The organism is Microcella sp. (assembly GCF_046296455.1).
In the GTDB taxonomy this organism is placed as follows: domain Bacteria; phylum Actinomycetota; class Actinomycetes; order Actinomycetales; family Microbacteriaceae; genus Microcella.
Genome location: NZ_JBKBLF010000006.1, coordinates 54,464 through 68,946, shown reverse-complemented (window position 1 = coordinate 68,946; position 14,483 = coordinate 54,464). Strand labels below are relative to the sequence as shown.

The window sequence follows — 14,483 nt, the reverse complement described above, 5'->3', positions numbered from 1 at the left end:
CGGCCGAGGTCGCGAACGCTAGACGCGCAGGTATCGGGTGATGGCGACGTTGGCCGAGAGCGCCGCCAGCAGGGCGCCCGCACCGAGCAGGATGGGCACCACGAGCAGGGCATCCGACAGCCCGACGAACGAGGTGAGCGGCAGCGTCTCGGCGAGGTAGCCCTGCACGAAGAACTGCACGAGTCCGACGACGGCGAGCCCCGCGAGCACCGATCCGATGAGCGCCGCGACGACCCCCTCGATGATGAACGGCGTCTGGATGAACCGGTTGGATGCGCCGACCAGGCGCATGATGCCGATCTCGCGGCGGCGCGAGAACGCGCTGAGCCGAATGGTCGTGGCGATGAGCAGCGCGGCGGCGACGAGCATGAGGGCCGCGATACCGATGGCCGTGAGGCTCGAGGCGTTGAGGATGTCGAAGATCTGGTCGAGGTAGCTGCGCTGGTCGACGATGCTCTCGACCCCCGCGAGCCCGCCGAGCGCGTCGGCGAGGATCGCGCTCTGGGTCGGGTCGATGAGGTTGACCCAGAACGCCTCGGGCAGCAGCTCGGGCGTGATGAGGTCGGCCACCGCGTCGCCCGCGAACTGCTCTTGGAAGTTCTCGTAGGCCTGCTGCTGGGTCTCGAAGTAGAAGGTGTCGATGAAGGGGGCGAGCGTCTCGCTCTCGAGCTGCGCCTCGACGAGCGCGACCTGCTCGGGGGTGGCGGCTTGCTGGTCGCAGCCGCCGACCGTCGAGAACTCGGTGCACATGTAGACCGCGACCTGCGCCCGATCGAACCAGTACGACTTCATCTGGGTGATCTGCATCTGCAGCAGGATCGCCGCGCCGACGAAGGTCAGCGAGATGAACGTGACGAGCACGACCGAGATGACCATGCTGAGGTTGCGGCGCAGGCCCTGACCGACCTCGCCGAGCACGAGCCCGAGCCTCACGACTGCCCCCCGGTGCTCAGGGGAGCCGCGGTGGGCGTCAGGCCGAAGCCCTGGCTCACGATCGGGGTCGCCTGCGTCTTGTAGCCGCCCCCGCGCTCATCGCGAACGATGCGGCCGCCGATGACCTCGATCACGCGGCGCTGCAGGCGGTCGACGATGCCCGCATCGTGCGTGGCCATGATGACGGTCGTGCCGTTGGCGTTGATGCGCTCGAGCAGCGCCATGATGCCCGCGCTCGTCTCGGGGTCGAGGTTGCCTGTGGGCTCGTCGGCGAGCATGATCGCGGGCTTGTTGACGACGGCGCGGGCGATCGCCACGCGCTGCTGCTCGCCGCCCGAGAGCTCGTGCGGAAACCGCTGCGCCTTGCCATCGAGGCCGACGGTCTGCAGGGCGTCGGGAACCGCCTCGTGGATGAAACCCTTACTCTTGCCGATGACCTGCAGCGTGAACGCGACGTTGTCGAAGACCGTCTTGTTCGGCAGCAGGCGGAAGTCTTGGAAGACGACGCCGAGGTTCCGGCGAAAGTACGGCACCTTGCGGCTCGAAATGCGGCCAAGATCTTGCCCGAGCACGTGGATCGCTCCGGCCGACGGCTTCTCTTCTTTGAGCACGAGGCGCAGGAACGTCGACTTTCCCGAACCGGAGGCGCCCACGAGGAACACGAACTCGCCGCTGAGAATCTCGAGGCTGACGCCGTTGAGCGCCGGCCTCGCCGTTCCGCGGTAGACCTTAGAGACCTCGTCGAATCGAATCATCGAGGGTCAGCGTAAGCCGCGCGCCGCACGACAAGCGGGTGCGACACCCGCGGGGGCACGGTTCTCAGAACGCGCTTAGCCGGCCTCGGGCTGCGTGATGCCGATGACCGTGCCCTCGAGATCGCGGAACGCCGCGTAGGCGCCCCAGCCCTCGACGACGTCGACCTCTGCCGCGATCTCGCCCCCCGCATCCACCGCCCGCGCGAGCACGGCCTCGACGTCGTCGACCGTGATGTACAGGCGGATGCCCTCCCCGCTCGGCTGGTAGTCGTCGCCCTCGGTGATCGCGATCGCGGGGCCGGTCGGGTCGTCAGAGGGGAAGAACACCATGCGCTGGCCGTCGATCTCGGTCAGCTCGAGCTCGATCGCGAAGACGGTCGCGTAGAAGTCGAGCGCCTGCTCGAGGCGGCGGGCGGGGATCTCGACGATGTTGATGCTCACCATGGCGAGCGCTCTACGGGCGCGGCGCGGCTTAGTCGACGGGCTTTTGCTTGCGCCACTTGATGCCCGCGGCGATGAAGCCGTCGAGGTCGCCGTCGAAGACCGCCGAGGGGTTGTTGACCTCGTGCTCGGTGCGCAGGTCTTTCACCATTTGGTACGGCGCGAGCACGTACGAGCGCATCTGGTCGCCCCAGCTGGCCGTGATGGTGCCGGCGAGCTCTTTCTTCGTCGCCGCCTCCTGCTCTTTCTGCATGATGAGCAGGCGCGACTGCAGCACGCGCATCGCGGCCGCTCGGTTCTGGATCTGGCTCTTCTCGTTCTGCATCGACACGACGAGGCCGGTCGGCAGGTGGGTGATGCGCACGGCCGAGTCGGTCGTGTTGACCGACTGCCCGCCGGGGCCTGAGGAGCGGAACACATCGACCCGGATGTCGGACTCGGGCACCTCGATCTCGGCACTCTCTTCGAGCAGCGGAATCACCTCGACCGCGGCGAAGCTCGTCTGCCGCTTGCCCGCGGCGCCGAACGGCGACATGCGCACGAGGCGGTGCGTGCCCGCCTCGACACTGAGGGTTCCGAAGGCGTGGGGCGCATCCACTTCGAAGGTCGCGCTCTTGATGCCCGCCTCTTCGGCGTACGAGATGTCCATGACCGTCGTGGGGTACTTGTGCTGCTCGGCCCAGCGCAGGTACATGCGCAGCAGCATGTCGGCGAAGTCGGCCGCGTCGACCCCGCCGGCCCCGGCGCGGATCGTGACGACCGCGGGGCGCGCGTCGTACTCGCCGTCGAGCAGCGTCTGCACCTCCATCTCGGCGAGCGCCTTCTCGATGCCGTCGAGCTCGCTCGCCGCCTCGGCGGCTGCGTCGGCGTCGTCGGCCTCGCGCGCCATCTCGATGAGCACGTCGAGGTCGTCGAGTTTGGCCTGCAGCTCGGTGATGCGCTTGAGCTCGCTCTGCCGGTGGCTCAACGCGCTCGTGACCTTCTGCGCGTTCGCCGTGTCGTCCCACAGGTCGGGCGCGCCCGCCTGCTCGTTGAGCGCGGCGATGTCGGCCTCGAGGCGCTCGACGTCGACGACGGCGCGGATGTCGGCGAAAGTGCTGCGGGCGGCGGCGATGCGCTCGGCGAAGTCCAGATCGATCATGTCGCCAGCCAGCCTACCCGCGGGCGCGTACGCTGAACGGCGAGATGTCGACGCCCGAGCCCGAGTTCCGCTGGCGGTCGATCGTCGCGCCCGCCCTGCTGCCCACGCTGCTGTTCACCATCGGCGAGGGCGCGATCATCCCCCTCATCCCCTCGCTCGCCGCGCAGGTCGGGGCCGATCTCGCCGCCGCCGGCTTCGTGGCGGCGCTGCTGCTCGTCGGCCAGCTGCTCGGCGACCTTCCCGCGGGCTGGATCGTCGCGCGCCTTGGCGAACGGGCGGCCATGCTCGGCGCCCTGGGCTCGGCCGGGGTGGGCATTGCGATCTCGGCGCTCGCCCCCACGGTCGCCCTGCTCGGTCTCGGAATGCTCGTGCTGGGCGCCTCGGCCGCGGTCTTCGCCCTGGCCCGGCACGCCCTGCTGACAACCGCGGTTCCCGCGGCCTACCGTGCGCGTGCCCTGTCGACGCTCGGCGGGGTGTTTCGGCTCGGGCTCATGATCGGCCCCTTCGTCGGCGCGCTCATCATCACGCTCACCGGCGAGACCGGGGCCGTCTACTGGTTCGCGATCGCGACGCTCGTCGGCGTCGCCGCGAGCCTCCTGCTGCTGCCCGACCCCGAGGGCCTGCTGCGTCGCGACCCCGAGGTCGAACGCCCGGCCGTGCGCCCCCTTGACGTGCTGCGCACGATCGGCGCGCGCCGTGACGTTCTCGCTCGGCTCGGGCTCGCCGCGCTCACCGTCTCGGCCCTGCGCGCCAGCCGGCAGGTGCTGCTGCCCCTGTGGGCCGTGAGCATCGGGCTCGGCGACGCCCAGACGGCGACGATCATCGGCGCCACCGCCGCGGTCGACTTCGCCCTCTTCTACCTGGGCGGCTGGCTCATGGACCGCTTCGGCCGGCTCTACACGGCCGTGCCGTCGACGCTCGGGCTCGGGGTGGGGTTCATCGTGCTCGCGCTCTCGGCGGCCGCCGCCGACCCGGTCGCGTGGTTCGTCGGCGTCGCGATCGGTCTCGCGCTCGCGAACGGCATCGGTGCGGGCATCTTGATGACGATGGGCAGCGACCTCGCCGGCCGCACCGACCCCGCGCTCTTCCTCGGCGCGTGGCGCTTGATTCTGGATGCCGGCGGAGCCGGGGCTCCCCTGCTGCTGGCCGGGCTCACCGCGGCCTTCTCGCTCGCGGTCGGCGCGGGCGTGCTGGGCGTGCTCGGTCTCGTCGGTGGCGGGATGCTGGCCTGGATGATCCCACGCTACCTGCCGCGCGACCGCTGAGCCCCGCGACCGACGGCTCGCGGGATGCGGCGCTACAGTGGCCCGCATGGCGACCGTTCCCCCGCTGCTCGCGCAGTGGGCCCCCGCGGTCACGCTCGAGCCGCTGACGCCGCCCGTGCAACCGGGGTGGTCGCGCTTCAACCCGTCGATCGTGCGCACCGCCGGCACGACCACGATTGGGGTGCGCAGCGCCAACTACCGCCTGACCGACGCTGGGCGCTACGAGATGCCCGACACCGTGATCCGATCGCAGACCGTGCTCATCGACCTGGTCGACGGCGAGAGTCGACAACCTCGTCCGCTGCAGATCCATACCGACCGCACCCCCTCGTCATTCCCCGTGCAGGGCTGGGAGGACGTGCGGCTGTTCGCCGGCGAGGCGGGCATCTGCGGGCTCGCGACCGTGCGCGATGTGGACGAATCGGGAGTCTGCCGCATCGCGCTGCTCGTGCCGCAGGGCGACGACGTCGTCGCCGAGGTGCTCGTCGACAGCCCGCGGCCCGGCCGGCACGAGAAGAACTGGATCCCCTGGCCGATATCGGGTGCCGTTCGCGCGGTGTACTCGTGGGACCCGCTGCGCATCATCACAATCGACCCCGCGACGGGGACGTCCGATCTCGATGAGCGCGGATCGAGCGGCCTCGGACCGAGTACCCGCGGCGGGGCGGGCCCGGTCGACCTCGACGATGGCGAGACCCTGTTCGTGGTGCACGAGAGCCACCTGCTGCCCACCGGTCGGGCCTACCTGCACCGTTTCGTCACCATCGGCGGCGACGGGCTCGTCGCTCGGGCGTCGCCTCGACTGCGCCTCACCGGATTCGGCGTCGAGTTCGCTGCGGGAGCCGCCCGCGAGGGCGGCGACCTTCTCATGACCTTCGGCGTGGCCGACCGCGAAGCCTGGCTGGCGCGCCTGCCGATCGCGGGCGTGCTCGAGCGGCTCGACCCCGTGCGACGGCCGATCGGGGTGACCGCGTGAGGGGAACGGGCGTGCGCCTGGCCATGATCGTGCGCGACGAGGCGCCGATCATCCAGCGCGCCCTCGCCTCCGTGCTGCCGCTCATCGACTCGTGGCGCATCATCGACACCGGGTCGACCGACGACACCGTGGCGCTCATCGAGACCTCCCTCGCGGGGGTTGCGGGCGAGCTGCGGCGCAGCACGTGGGTCGACTTCGGGCACAACCGCTCCGAGCTCGTCGACTGGGCGACCGACGGGGCCGACTGGCTGCTGCTGCTCGACGCCGACATGATCGTCGATGCCGACGCCGACCTGGCCGAGCAGCTCGCGGCCTTCTCGGCCGATGCCGCGCTCGTGCCCGTCAACGGCGGGGTCTCGTACCGCATGCCCTACCTCGTGCGCGGCAGCCGCCCGTGGCACTACGTGGGGCGCACGCACGAGCACCTCTCGAGCACCGCTCCGTATCGAACCGAGTGGTTCGACGGCCTGCGCATCACGCACGTCGCCGACGGTTCGTCGCACCAGGTGAAGCTCGAGCGCGACGCCGCCCTGCTCGGCCTCGACCTGCTCGAGCACCCCGATTCGAGCCGCACGGTCTTCTACCTGGCGCAGACCTATCGAGACGCCGGCGAGCGCGAGCTGGCCCTGCAGCAGTACCGACGGCGCGCGACCATGGGCGGCTGGGCCGAAGAGGTGTTCTGGTCGCTCTACCAGGCGGCCCTGATCGAAGAGGCGATCGCCTCGCCAACAGCGACCGACGCCATGATCCGGGCATGGGATGCTCGCCCCGAGCGCGCCGAACCGCTCTACCGACTCGCCCGCCGCCACCGGCTGCTGCGCCAGCACCATGCCGCGTGGGTCTTCGCCAGTGCGGCCGCGGCCCTCGAGCTGCCCGACGACACCCTGTTCGTCGACGCCGAGGTCTACCGCTGGGCGGCGGCCTTCGAGCGCGCCGACGCAGCCTGGCGCATCGGCCATCGTGCGCTCGCACGCACCGAGGTCGAGCGGCTGCTGACCCTCGACGGCGTGCCTGCCGAGCACCGCGACCACCTGCAGCTCATGCGGTCAGACCTCGCCTCGGCAGAAAACCCGCGCCCGACGCCGGCGTGAAGCTAGGCTGAGCGCACCCGAAAGAGAGAGTCGTTCATGCCGAGTCGTCGCGATGTTCTGCTAGTGCTCGGAACCGCTGCGGCCACCGCGGCGCTCACGACCGGCGTCAACCTGCTGATGCCCGGGCCCATGGGCCCGGCGGGACCTGCCGGGGCCGATGGTGACGATGGTCGCGACGGCACCAACGGCACGGACGGTGCTGATGGCACGAATGGCGTGAACGGCGAGGACGGTCGCGACGGCCTCAACGGCCGCAACGGTGCGGACGGCACCGATGGCGCTGACGGAGCAGCGGGAGCTACGGGGCCCGCGGGCTCGGGCAGCGGCGTCGGACCCACCGGTCCCACGGGCAGTGCGGGGCCGACGGGCGATCAGGGGCTGCCGGGGGCGACGGGCCCGACGGGCACGGTCGGTCCCACGGGCACGGTCGGACCGACCGGCCCGACCGGCAGCACGAGCGACGCCGGAGTAACCGGCGTCACCGGTCCCACTGGCGAGATCGGCCCGACCGGTCCGACGGGGCCGACCGGCGAAGTCGGCCCGACCGGCGAGGTCGGACCGACCGGACCGACCGACCCGGTCTAGACCGCCTGCGCGGTCGGCAGGCCCTGGAACGCGCTCGACGGCAGGTCTTTCTCGTCGGCGCGCACGGCATCCAGAATGCGGGTGACGACCGCGGCGGGCGCGTAGCCGACGGGGAACGCAGGTCGCTCGCCCGCGAGCGGGTGCTTCGAGAGCTCGGTCTCGGTGTGACCGGGGCGCGCATCGAGCACGCGGATGCCCGCACGACGCAGTTCGCGCGCGGCGACCTGGTGCGCCGCAGCCTGGGCCGACTTGACCGCGCTGTAGGCGCCGATGCCAGCCGTGGGGGTCTCGGCGACGACGCCGCTGATCGAGACGACGAACGGCGAGCCGCCCGCCGCGGCGCTCTCGGCGAGGGCCGGAGCGGCGGCGCGCAGAACGCGCATGGGGGCGAGCACGTTGATGGCCCACAGCGCCTCGAGAGTCTCATCGCTCGTGTCGACGAGCGGACCGAACGCGACGGCCCCCGAGGCGACGATGACACCGTCGACCCGGCCGTGCGCGTGCTTCGCCGCGGCGACGACCTTCTCGGCCTCGCCCGCGTCGGTGAGGTCGGCGGGGATGAGGGCGGCGCCGTCGATGCCGAGGTCGTCGAGCGCGAGCATCGAGCGGCCCGTCAGCGTGAGGCGCGCGCCTGCGGCGGAGAGCTGGTGGGCGAACTCGCGGCCGAGGCCGCCCGTCGCGCCGAGAACGATGATGGAGGCACCCGCGAGGTCGGTCATGAGGGCAACGCTACGTCGGCTCTCTGGGAGCATGCAGAGGGCGCTCAGGTTGCGCCGCGCTGCCGCCGCTCATCGACGGGACGGGCAGACCGTCTCAGCCACGCTGCGCGTAGCGCAGCGCCTGGGCCGCGAACGCCGCACCGACCTGGTGCGCCTGCTCGCGGTAGAGCCGCCAGTTCTCGTGACTCAAGCGCTCTTGCTCGGTCGGGTCGACGCCCTCGCGCTCGTAGACGCGGCGCCCGCCGGCGATCCAGGCGAGCTGCGTCGCAAGACCGACCTCGAGGTGGAACTGCAGGCCCCACGCCGACTCCCCCACCCGGAACGCCTCGACGATGCCGTCGGTCTCGCCGAGCAGCACGGCGCCCTCGGGCAGCTCGTAGCTGTCGAAGTGGTAGTGGAACACCTCGACCTCGTCGGCCCCGCCCGCGCCGCGCGCGGCCGACGACACGAGGGGCGCCAGCACGGGGTCGCTCGCGGCCTCGTCGGTCAGGCGCACGCTCGTCCACCCCAGCTCGGGCACCGGCGAAGGCTTGAAGGGCGCGCCAGCGGCGGCAGCGAGCAGCTGCGAGCCGAAGCAGAGGCCCAGCACGGGCATCCCCGTCGCGAGGGCGTGCTCGAGCACGCGCTTCTCGTGCGTCATCCAGGGGTGCTTGGGCTCGTCGGGCACTCCGGCGTAGGCGCCGAGCGAGACGATGCCGCTGAAGCGGTCGAGAGCATCCAGCGGCGGAGCGCCCTCAGGGTCGCGCTCGACGTCCCACGTCACGATGCGCAAGCCGGCCTCGGCGAGGGGCGCGGCGAGCTCGTTGAGGTTGTCGTCGACGTCGTGCAGCACGACGAGAACCTCGGGCGCTGCGCTCACGCGGGCTCGCCCTGCATGGCGCGGATGTACTCGCGAATGGTCGGCACGCCCTCGAGCTTGTCACGAAAGAAGGTGTTGACGAGGTTGATGACGCGGTTCTGCGCCGCCTCGACGTCGGCCGTTCGGCGCTCGCCCGCGTCCTGATCCTCCAGCGTGCGGCGCAGGCTCAGCAGAGCGCTCACGATCTCGGCCTCTTCGTCGCCGTCGAGCATCTGGATGACCTGCAGCATGAGCGCGTCGGCCTGGTCGCGAACGGCGTCGATCGGGATGCTCGTGCCCGGCTGGGTGGCGTTGTCGAGCGTCGAGATAAGCGACCACACCTGGTAGAGGATCGTGGCCGGCTCGTCGAACAGCTCGCGCACGTAGGCCGCATCGATGTGCCGGCCCGAGAGCCGGAAGATGTTGTACATGCGCTTGGCGGCCTTGCCGTAGTTGACCTGCTTGGTGAGGTACTTGCGCACCTCCTCCTCGAGTCGCTCGACGTACTCGTCGAGGGCGTCGTCGCTGACGTGCTGCACGACCTTGGTGAAGGTCGGCAGATCGTCGGCCTCGAGGTAGACCTCTTGAAAGTAGGCGTCGAGGTAGCCGTCGAGCGCGATGATCTCGCCGTCGGGGGCCTCCCACGTCACGTCGATGACGTTGCTCGCGTTCGAGAGCGACTTGCGCTGCGGGTCGGTGACCACCCAATCGAGCTTGCACCAGCCCGGGTCGAGCGCGGCCTCGTACCAGGTGAGGGTCTGCACAGTGCCGTCGGCGAGTGTCAGCTCGATGCGCTCGGCCTCGATCTCGGCCGGAGTCCACGTGATCGGGCTGCCGTGCTTTCGCGGCACGCCGTTGTGCTCGCAGTCGACGGGGTAGCTGCCGAGCTTGCCCTCGAGAAACTGGAAGGCGTCGCCGGTGTACGTGCGCCGGGCCGCCGCGCGCATGAGGTCGGCCATGATGCGGCACGCCTCCTCGCGCGACGCGGCCTTGATGTTGAGGCGCTGGAAGTAGTCGCAGTCACCGGGGAACGACTGGATCTTCGACTGCGCCGCCGAGCCGCTGAGCGCGAGCGCGCTCTCGGCGATCTCGGGCGGCCCCGTCACCTCGACGACCTGCCCGATGCGCCGGAACCGCTCGAGGTCGCGGGGGGTGAAGTCGAGCATGCTGACGCGGTGCCCGAAGGTGCCGCTCTCGTGCGTGACGATGTGGTCGTCGCTCGCGGCATCGGCCGCGATAGCCGCGAGCCACTGCAGGGCGCCCTCTTCATCGAGCTGCACGCCGAGGCGCGCGGCCGATTCGCGGATGCGCGCGATGTCGTCGTCGGCAGGGGGTTCGGTCTGGAGCGTCATCGCAGGGCCTCTCGGGGGTGAGGTGGGGTCAGACGCGGGCGTCACGCTCGGCGCGCACGGCCCGGAACAGGGCCGCCTGATCGCGCGCGTCGTCGAGTGCATTATGCGTCAGGGTGATGCTCAACCCATAGCGTTCGGCGACGAAGTTCATGCTCGTGCCCGGCCAGCTCGAGCCCGTGACTCCGAGGTAGAGGGCCTTGATGTCGAGCGCCGAGTGGCCGAAGGGGTTGCGGCCGAGATAGCGGTGAAAGTAGTCGGCCACGAACATCCAGTCGAAGACGGCGTTGAAGCCGACCATGACGGGGCGGTGCCCGGCGGGGGTGACGGCCTCGATCCAGTCCGCGAACTGCCGCATCGCGACCGCCGGGGCGGTTCCGGATGCTCGCAATCCGTCGAGCGTGAAGCCCCCGACACTCATCGCCGAGTCGACCGCTCCCTCGCGGTCGGGCTGCAGTTCGATATAGAAGCCCGGCTCAGCGTCGGGAGCATCAGTGCTGACAGGATCGACCACGCACGCACCCACCGAGAGCATCGCGTACCCACTTGGGCTCGGACCGGCCGCCTCGATGTCGACGCTGATGTAGGTCACGGGCTTCTCGAGGCGTTCGGTGCTCACGCAGTCATTCTGCCGCCCCACACGCTTACCGCTCGTCGGCCGCGCGGCACGCGCCGACCGATGCGGAACCGTTGCACCGGCGCGAGGCTGCGGTGGGTTACCGTTCGAGGATGACTCGCTTCACCCTCATCGCCCCTCTTGCGCTCATCGCCCTCGTCATGACCGGGTGCGTCGCCGAACCGGCGCGGGTGGCGAGCCCCGTGGTCGAGCCGAGCGAGACCCCGGCCGAGACGACGGAACCCGCCCTGCGCCCGAACCCGCTGTTCGCGGCCGGTTGCGCCGACCTTCTGAGCCTCGACGAAGCGCAAGAACTCGTGAGCACTCCTCTCGAGGTGCAGCGCGACGAGACGATGGTTCCTGGCCTGTTCAGTGCCGTTCTGGTCGTGCACCGCGGCGGACTCAGCTGCCGGTGGGCCGCTGAGGCCGACCGTGGATTCGATGACGTCACCGATGGCGTCAAGGTGCTGGTGGTTCCGATCGGCGGATCCGACGTTCAGGCGGACGCGCGCGCCACCTACGGCCTGAGCCTCGCGGATCTCACCGCTCCCGTCGACCTTGCCTCAGCGCAAGACTCGGGCCGCAACTGCTTCGGGAACGACGAGGGTGCTGGTGTGTGCACGATGTGGGCCTTCGCCGACGGCACCCTCGTCATGATGGTCGTCAGCGACAGCGTCGGGGTTTTCGCGGGCGAGCCGGCCCTCGTAGCTGGCACCGCGGAGCGACTTGACCTGATTCTCGCGCGGCTCGCCGACGCCGGTCCGCAGGAGCAGCGCTGGGTTACTCCGGCGCGCGGCAGTACCGATCTGTGCGCCACCATTGGCGCTGCTGTCATCGACGCTCTCGGCGTCTCAGGAGCGACGGGCGGCGAGGTGGATGCTGAGCTCGCCGATGCGACTGCGTGCTCGTTCGGGCTTCCCGCGGTCACACAGAACGCGATCGTGAGCGTCTCAGCGCTGCACGGGGCATCGTGGGTTGCGGGCGTGGAGCAGACCGAACGACCCGGGCTCACCGACTTCTGGCAGGAGCGCCGCACGGCCGACGGTGTGCTGTGGTGGCTGAGCCCCGACGGTGAAGTGGTGTCGGCACGGGCCGCGATCGGCGGCGATCTCGTCGACGTCGGGATCGCGTCGAACGAGCTCGAACAGAGTGCGGCCGAGGCGGCCAACGTGCTCGGAACCGTCATGGATCAGTTCGCCGAGGCACCGCCGGGCTCGTAGCCCCTTCTGCCCCCGGGTTCAGTCGAAGACGCTACGGCCGGTCGCCGTCACCTCGAGCCGCAGGCCCTCGGGCAGCAGGATCGCGAGCACGGGCGGCCGCCAATCGGCGGCCAGCGTGACCCGGGCGCTCACGCCGTCGGGCGTGCTGGCGGCGACGAGTTGAAGGTTCTCGAGGCCGCCCGCGGGTGCCTCTGCCAGGTATTGCCGCGCGCCCTGCTTCACCTGCTGATCGGTCAGGCGCGGGCGCAGAACGCCCTCGGGCGTGACCCGCACGTCGTCAAGGTCGAACGACTCGGCGCCGACGAGCGCGGCGCCGTCGGCGAGGGTGAAGAGGCGCTTGCGCTCGAGGTACAGCGAGGTCGCGGCAGTGACGAGCAGCACGACCGCGAGGGCGAGCGTGCCGTAACCCGCGATGAGCGGCAGCGTCGAGCCGCGGTCGTCGCGCAGGCCGTGCCGCGGGCCGCCGCAGAGCACGCGGCGCCGCATCACCCGGCGCCCCAGAACCGCGAGACCTGCTGGGTCGCGCTCGCCTCGATGGGGATCGAGAGCGGCACGCGCAGGTCGAACAGCGGCGGCACGAGCGGCAGCGGCACGCTCGCCTCGACGCGCACGGTCACCCAGCCGCGACGGGTGAGGCAGCGCTCGGGCCGCGGCTCGCACGTGATCGCGATGCTCGACGCCGTCGCCTCGAGGCCGTGGTCGGCGAGGGCGATGGCGAGGGCACGTTTGGCGGCGGCCGAACCTGCGGCCGTGGAGTCCGCCTGCACGAAGACCCGGGCGGCCTGGCGGGCGGCTCCCTCAGCGGCGAGCGCCGTCGACTGGATGGTGCCGATCGTGAGAATCAGGTAGACGAGCGGCACGAGCATGAGCAGGCCCGCGGTGAGGAACTCGAGCGAGGCCGAGCCGCGGTCACCGCATCCATCACCGCGTTCTGCGCTCTTATCGGAGGGGCTCGAGGGCCGCACGCCCGCTCACCTCCAGGGTGTCGTCGATGCCGACCATGCCGATGAGCGGCAGCGGCGACCGCACGGTGACGATGACGACGGGATGCCCTGCGTATGTTCCCGTACCCGCCGAGATGCTCTGCGCGTAACCCTCGCCCAGGGCCGCGACGATGAGCTCGCGGCTGCGCTCGATGCCCGCGGGCAGGGAGCTGTCGGCGAGCGCCGCGTACCGTGCCCCCTCGGCTGCGGCGTCGATGAGCGTCGTTCGCACGTGCAGGGCGAACGCCACCTGCAGCACGCTCAGCGTGACGAGAGTGAGCAGCACGCCGACGAGCACGAACTCGACGGCGGCCGAGCCGCGGTCGTTCGCGAGGCGCGCGTGCACGGCATCCATCGGCGAGGGCCGGCGTCAGAAACCGGTGACGCGGTCGATCGCCTGCTGGAAGACGCCCTGCAGCGCCGGCCCGGCGAGCGCCCAGATGAGGATGACCAAGCCGGCGGTCATCAACGTAATCAGCACCCAGCCCGGAACGTCGCCGCGATCGCTGTTCGCTCGGTCGAGAAAGTCGAGGATTCTGCGCATGTCGGAGATTGTGGCGGCTTCCGGGTCCAAGAATCTGACGTGTCCACAACACGAAGTGGCGATGCTCGTTCAGCAATGAGGTCATCAATATGAAGCGGGTCAACAACTCGCAATACGGGTTAGAAGATGTGTCCCCTGACGCTCGTGTCCGGCCTGCGCGATCGGTATTCCACTGCCGACAATCTCCCCACTGCTGAGAAAATCCTCTTTCTCAGTCGCCGAGACAGACGTCGAACTCTTCGAATACCGGCTCGTCGGCACGGAGCCCAGGTCGGGCGCAAATCAGCTTTCCATCAACCACGGTCAGGTAAGTCCCCGCGCTCAAACTCGACCCGGGGATGCGAAGCTCATCGAGCCCGTCGATCTCTATTGGCTGGCTCACTCGCTCGCGTCCACTTGTGACGGTTGACACGATCTCACCGCTGAAGTCCTGGGCACCGAAGACAGTGAGTAGGAACTGCGCGGTCTCGCCCGGAGCCAGATTGTAGGCAATTGGCGAATCCGGAAGCCCCCCCTGAAGGCGCCCATCAATACTGTTGTCGAAGGTCGCGATGGTCCCGTCCGACAGCTCGAGGAGCGCTGGTTTTCCACTGCCGGCCTGATCCCACGGCGAGCACTCGACCAGCACAACTGCTTGTTCGGGCTCGGAAAAGCGCCCTTCAGCGCGAACCTCAGTCACTGCGACAATGGCGCCCTCTGAGGCGACGTTTCGCACCTCGACCAAAATTGTCCTGGGGACCGATTCCCCCATCTCTTCAAGCCACGCTCGTTGCGACGGATCACAGCCGACGTCGACACCAGAGGGAAAATCCACAAGATCCCCAGGTTCAACCGCATAAACGCCCTGACTGACAACGCGACCGGTCGATTCCAACGTACCGACCCCCGACGAATCGTTTGTCAGGATGGGAATGATCGATATGACACCCACCACAAGTGATGCAATGGTGGCCAGCGCAGCCAGGGTTCCCGCCACCCTCTTCAGCCACTGGCTCTTGTTGGCTGAATGGGGAGTCGATCCAGGACT

General features: G+C 69.9%; 18 protein-coding genes. 5 read left to right on the top strand and 13 right to left on the bottom strand.

What is annotated here, in order from left to right; all coding sequences use genetic code 11:
* Positions 1–18: 18 nt before the first annotated feature.
* The 4 genes from ftsX to prfB all read right to left on the bottom strand — a co-directional run bounded on the left by ftsX (position 19) and on the right by prfB (position 3,270).
* Positions 19–933: a permease-like cell division protein FtsX gene (gene ftsX / locus ACK4HH_RS04780; protein WP_409648806.1), complete on the bottom strand. Its 915-nt coding sequence runs from the start codon at positions 931–933 to the stop codon at positions 19–21.
* Positions 930–1,688 (bottom strand): cell division ATP-binding protein FtsE, encoded by a 759-nt coding sequence (ftsE, locus tag ACK4HH_RS04775; RefSeq protein WP_409648803.1) that lies wholly within the window; start codon positions 1,686–1,688, stop codon positions 930–932. Before ftsE ends, ftsX begins: the two co-directional genes overlap by 4 nt.
* A 75-nt stretch (positions 1,689–1,763) precedes the next feature.
* On the bottom strand, positions 1,764–2,132 hold the full coding sequence (locus ACK4HH_RS04770) for a VOC family protein (RefSeq protein ID WP_409648800.1): 369 nt from the start codon (positions 2,130–2,132) through the stop codon (positions 1,764–1,766).
* Positions 2,133–2,160: 28 nt separating this feature from the next.
* On the bottom strand, positions 2,161–3,270 hold the full coding sequence (gene prfB, locus ACK4HH_RS04765; protein ID WP_409648797.1) for a peptide chain release factor 2: 1,110 nt from the start codon (positions 3,268–3,270) through the stop codon (positions 2,161–2,163).
* Positions 3,271–3,314: 44 nt separating this feature from the next.
* Between prfB and ACK4HH_RS04760 the strand changes: the two genes are divergently transcribed.
* Genes ACK4HH_RS04760 through ACK4HH_RS04745 form a run of 4 tightly spaced genes read left to right on the top strand, consistent with a single transcriptional unit; the run spans position 3,315 to position 7,187 of the window.
* Positions 3,315–4,535, top strand: a complete 1,221-nt coding sequence (locus tag ACK4HH_RS04760) for an MFS transporter (protein ID WP_409648794.1) — start codon at positions 3,315–3,317, stop codon at positions 4,533–4,535.
* Between the two features lie 46 nt (positions 4,536–4,581).
* Entirely contained in the window at positions 4,582–5,511 is a 930-nt protein-coding gene (locus tag ACK4HH_RS04755; protein WP_409648791.1) for a hypothetical protein, read from the top strand.
* Complete coding sequence (locus ACK4HH_RS04750; RefSeq protein ID WP_409648788.1) at positions 5,508–6,602, top strand: glycosyltransferase; 1,095 nt, start codon at positions 5,508–5,510, stop codon at positions 6,600–6,602. The genes ACK4HH_RS04755 and ACK4HH_RS04750 overlap by 4 nt, the downstream gene beginning before the upstream one ends.
* Before the next feature lie 36 nt (positions 6,603–6,638).
* Positions 6,639–7,187 (top strand): hypothetical protein, encoded by a 549-nt coding sequence (locus ACK4HH_RS04745; protein ID WP_409648785.1) that lies wholly within the window; start codon positions 6,639–6,641, stop codon positions 7,185–7,187.
* On the opposite strand, the gene ACK4HH_RS04740 is transcribed toward ACK4HH_RS04745, so the two are convergent.
* The 4 genes from ACK4HH_RS04740 to ACK4HH_RS04725 form a co-directional block, all read right to left on the bottom strand.
* Complete coding sequence (locus tag ACK4HH_RS04740) at positions 7,184–7,906, bottom strand: SDR family NAD(P)-dependent oxidoreductase (RefSeq protein WP_409648782.1); 723 nt, start codon at positions 7,904–7,906, stop codon at positions 7,184–7,186. The two genes, ACK4HH_RS04745 and ACK4HH_RS04740, sit on opposite strands and share 4 nt — an antisense overlap.
* A gap of 94 nt (positions 7,907–8,000) precedes the next feature.
* Positions 8,001–8,765 carry a type 1 glutamine amidotransferase gene (locus ACK4HH_RS04735; protein WP_409648779.1) on the bottom strand — a complete coding sequence of 255 codons (765 nt, stop codon included), beginning with the start codon at positions 8,763–8,765 and terminating at the stop codon, positions 8,001–8,003.
* Positions 8,762–10,096, bottom strand: coding sequence for a hypothetical protein (locus ACK4HH_RS04730; protein ID WP_409648776.1), 1,335 nt, complete (start codon positions 10,094–10,096; stop codon positions 8,762–8,764). Before ACK4HH_RS04730 ends, ACK4HH_RS04735 begins: the two co-directional genes overlap by 4 nt.
* A gap of 28 nt (positions 10,097–10,124) precedes the next feature.
* Positions 10,125–10,712, bottom strand: coding sequence for an exonuclease domain-containing protein (locus tag ACK4HH_RS04725; protein WP_409648773.1), 588 nt, complete (start codon positions 10,710–10,712; stop codon positions 10,125–10,127).
* A 110-nt stretch (positions 10,713–10,822) separates the two neighbouring features.
* Here ACK4HH_RS04725 and ACK4HH_RS04720 point away from each other — a divergent pair, with 110 nt between their 5' ends.
* Positions 10,823–11,929, top strand: a complete 1,107-nt coding sequence (locus ACK4HH_RS04720; RefSeq protein ID WP_409648771.1) for a hypothetical protein — start codon at positions 10,823–10,825, stop codon at positions 11,927–11,929.
* Positions 11,930–11,947: 18 nt separating this feature from the next.
* Here ACK4HH_RS04720 and ACK4HH_RS04715 read toward each other — a convergent pair whose 3' ends face one another.
* From ACK4HH_RS04715 to ACK4HH_RS04695, 5 genes are all read right to left on the bottom strand, one after another.
* Complete coding sequence (locus ACK4HH_RS04715; RefSeq protein WP_409648927.1) at positions 11,948–12,415, bottom strand: pilus assembly protein TadG-related protein; 468 nt, start codon at positions 12,413–12,415, stop codon at positions 11,948–11,950.
* Entirely contained in the window at positions 12,415–12,894 is a 480-nt protein-coding gene (locus tag ACK4HH_RS04710; protein ID WP_409648768.1) for a hypothetical protein, read from the bottom strand. The genes ACK4HH_RS04715 and ACK4HH_RS04710 overlap by 1 nt, the downstream gene beginning before the upstream one ends.
* Positions 12,869–13,267, bottom strand: a complete 399-nt coding sequence (locus tag ACK4HH_RS04705; protein WP_409648766.1) for a TadE/TadG family type IV pilus assembly protein — start codon at positions 13,265–13,267, stop codon at positions 12,869–12,871. Before ACK4HH_RS04705 ends, ACK4HH_RS04710 begins: the two co-directional genes overlap by 26 nt.
* Positions 13,268–13,282: 15 nt before the next feature.
* Positions 13,283–13,456 (bottom strand): hypothetical protein, encoded by a 174-nt coding sequence (locus ACK4HH_RS04700; RefSeq protein ID WP_409648764.1) that lies wholly within the window; start codon positions 13,454–13,456, stop codon positions 13,283–13,285.
* 211 nt (positions 13,457–13,667) lie between these two features.
* Positions 13,668–14,432, bottom strand: coding sequence for a hypothetical protein (locus tag ACK4HH_RS04695; RefSeq protein WP_409648762.1), 765 nt, complete (start codon positions 14,430–14,432; stop codon positions 13,668–13,670).
* Positions 14,433–14,483 lie beyond the last annotated feature (51 nt).

Coding starts and splice junctions, on each gene's coding strand:
- ftsE (WP_409648803.1), bottom strand. CDS start 1,688: ATGATTCGATTCGACGAGGTCTCTAAGGTCTACCGCGGAACGGCGAGG.
- ACK4HH_RS04770 (WP_409648800.1), bottom strand. CDS start 2,132: ATGGTGAGCATCAACATCGTCGAGATCCCCGCCCGCCGCCTCGAGCAG.
- prfB (WP_409648797.1), bottom strand. CDS start 3,270: ATGATCGATCTGGACTTCGCCGAGCGCATCGCCGCCGCCCGCAGCACT.
- ACK4HH_RS04760 (WP_409648794.1), top strand. CDS start 3,315: ATGTCGACGCCCGAGCCCGAGTTCCGCTGGCGGTCGATCGTCGCGCCC.
- ACK4HH_RS04755 (WP_409648791.1), top strand. CDS start 4,582: ATGGCGACCGTTCCCCCGCTGCTCGCGCAGTGGGCCCCCGCGGTCACG.
- ACK4HH_RS04745 (WP_409648785.1), top strand. CDS start 6,639: ATGCCGAGTCGTCGCGATGTTCTGCTAGTGCTCGGAACCGCTGCGGCC.
- ACK4HH_RS04740 (WP_409648782.1), bottom strand. CDS start 7,906: ATGACCGACCTCGCGGGTGCCTCCATCATCGTTCTCGGCGCGACGGGC.
- ACK4HH_RS04730 (WP_409648776.1), bottom strand. CDS start 10,096: ATGACGCTCCAGACCGAACCCCCTGCCGACGACGACATCGCGCGCATC.
- ACK4HH_RS04720 (WP_409648771.1), top strand. CDS start 10,823: ATGACTCGCTTCACCCTCATCGCCCCTCTTGCGCTCATCGCCCTCGTC.
- ACK4HH_RS04715 (WP_409648927.1), bottom strand. CDS start 12,415: ATGCGGCGCCGCGTGCTCTGCGGCGGCCCGCGGCACGGCCTGCGCGAC.
- ACK4HH_RS04705 (WP_409648766.1), bottom strand. CDS start 13,267: ATGGATGCCGTGCACGCGCGCCTCGCGAACGACCGCGGCTCGGCCGCC.
- ACK4HH_RS04700 (WP_409648764.1), bottom strand. CDS start 13,456: ATGCGCAGAATCCTCGACTTTCTCGACCGAGCGAACAGCGATCGCGGC.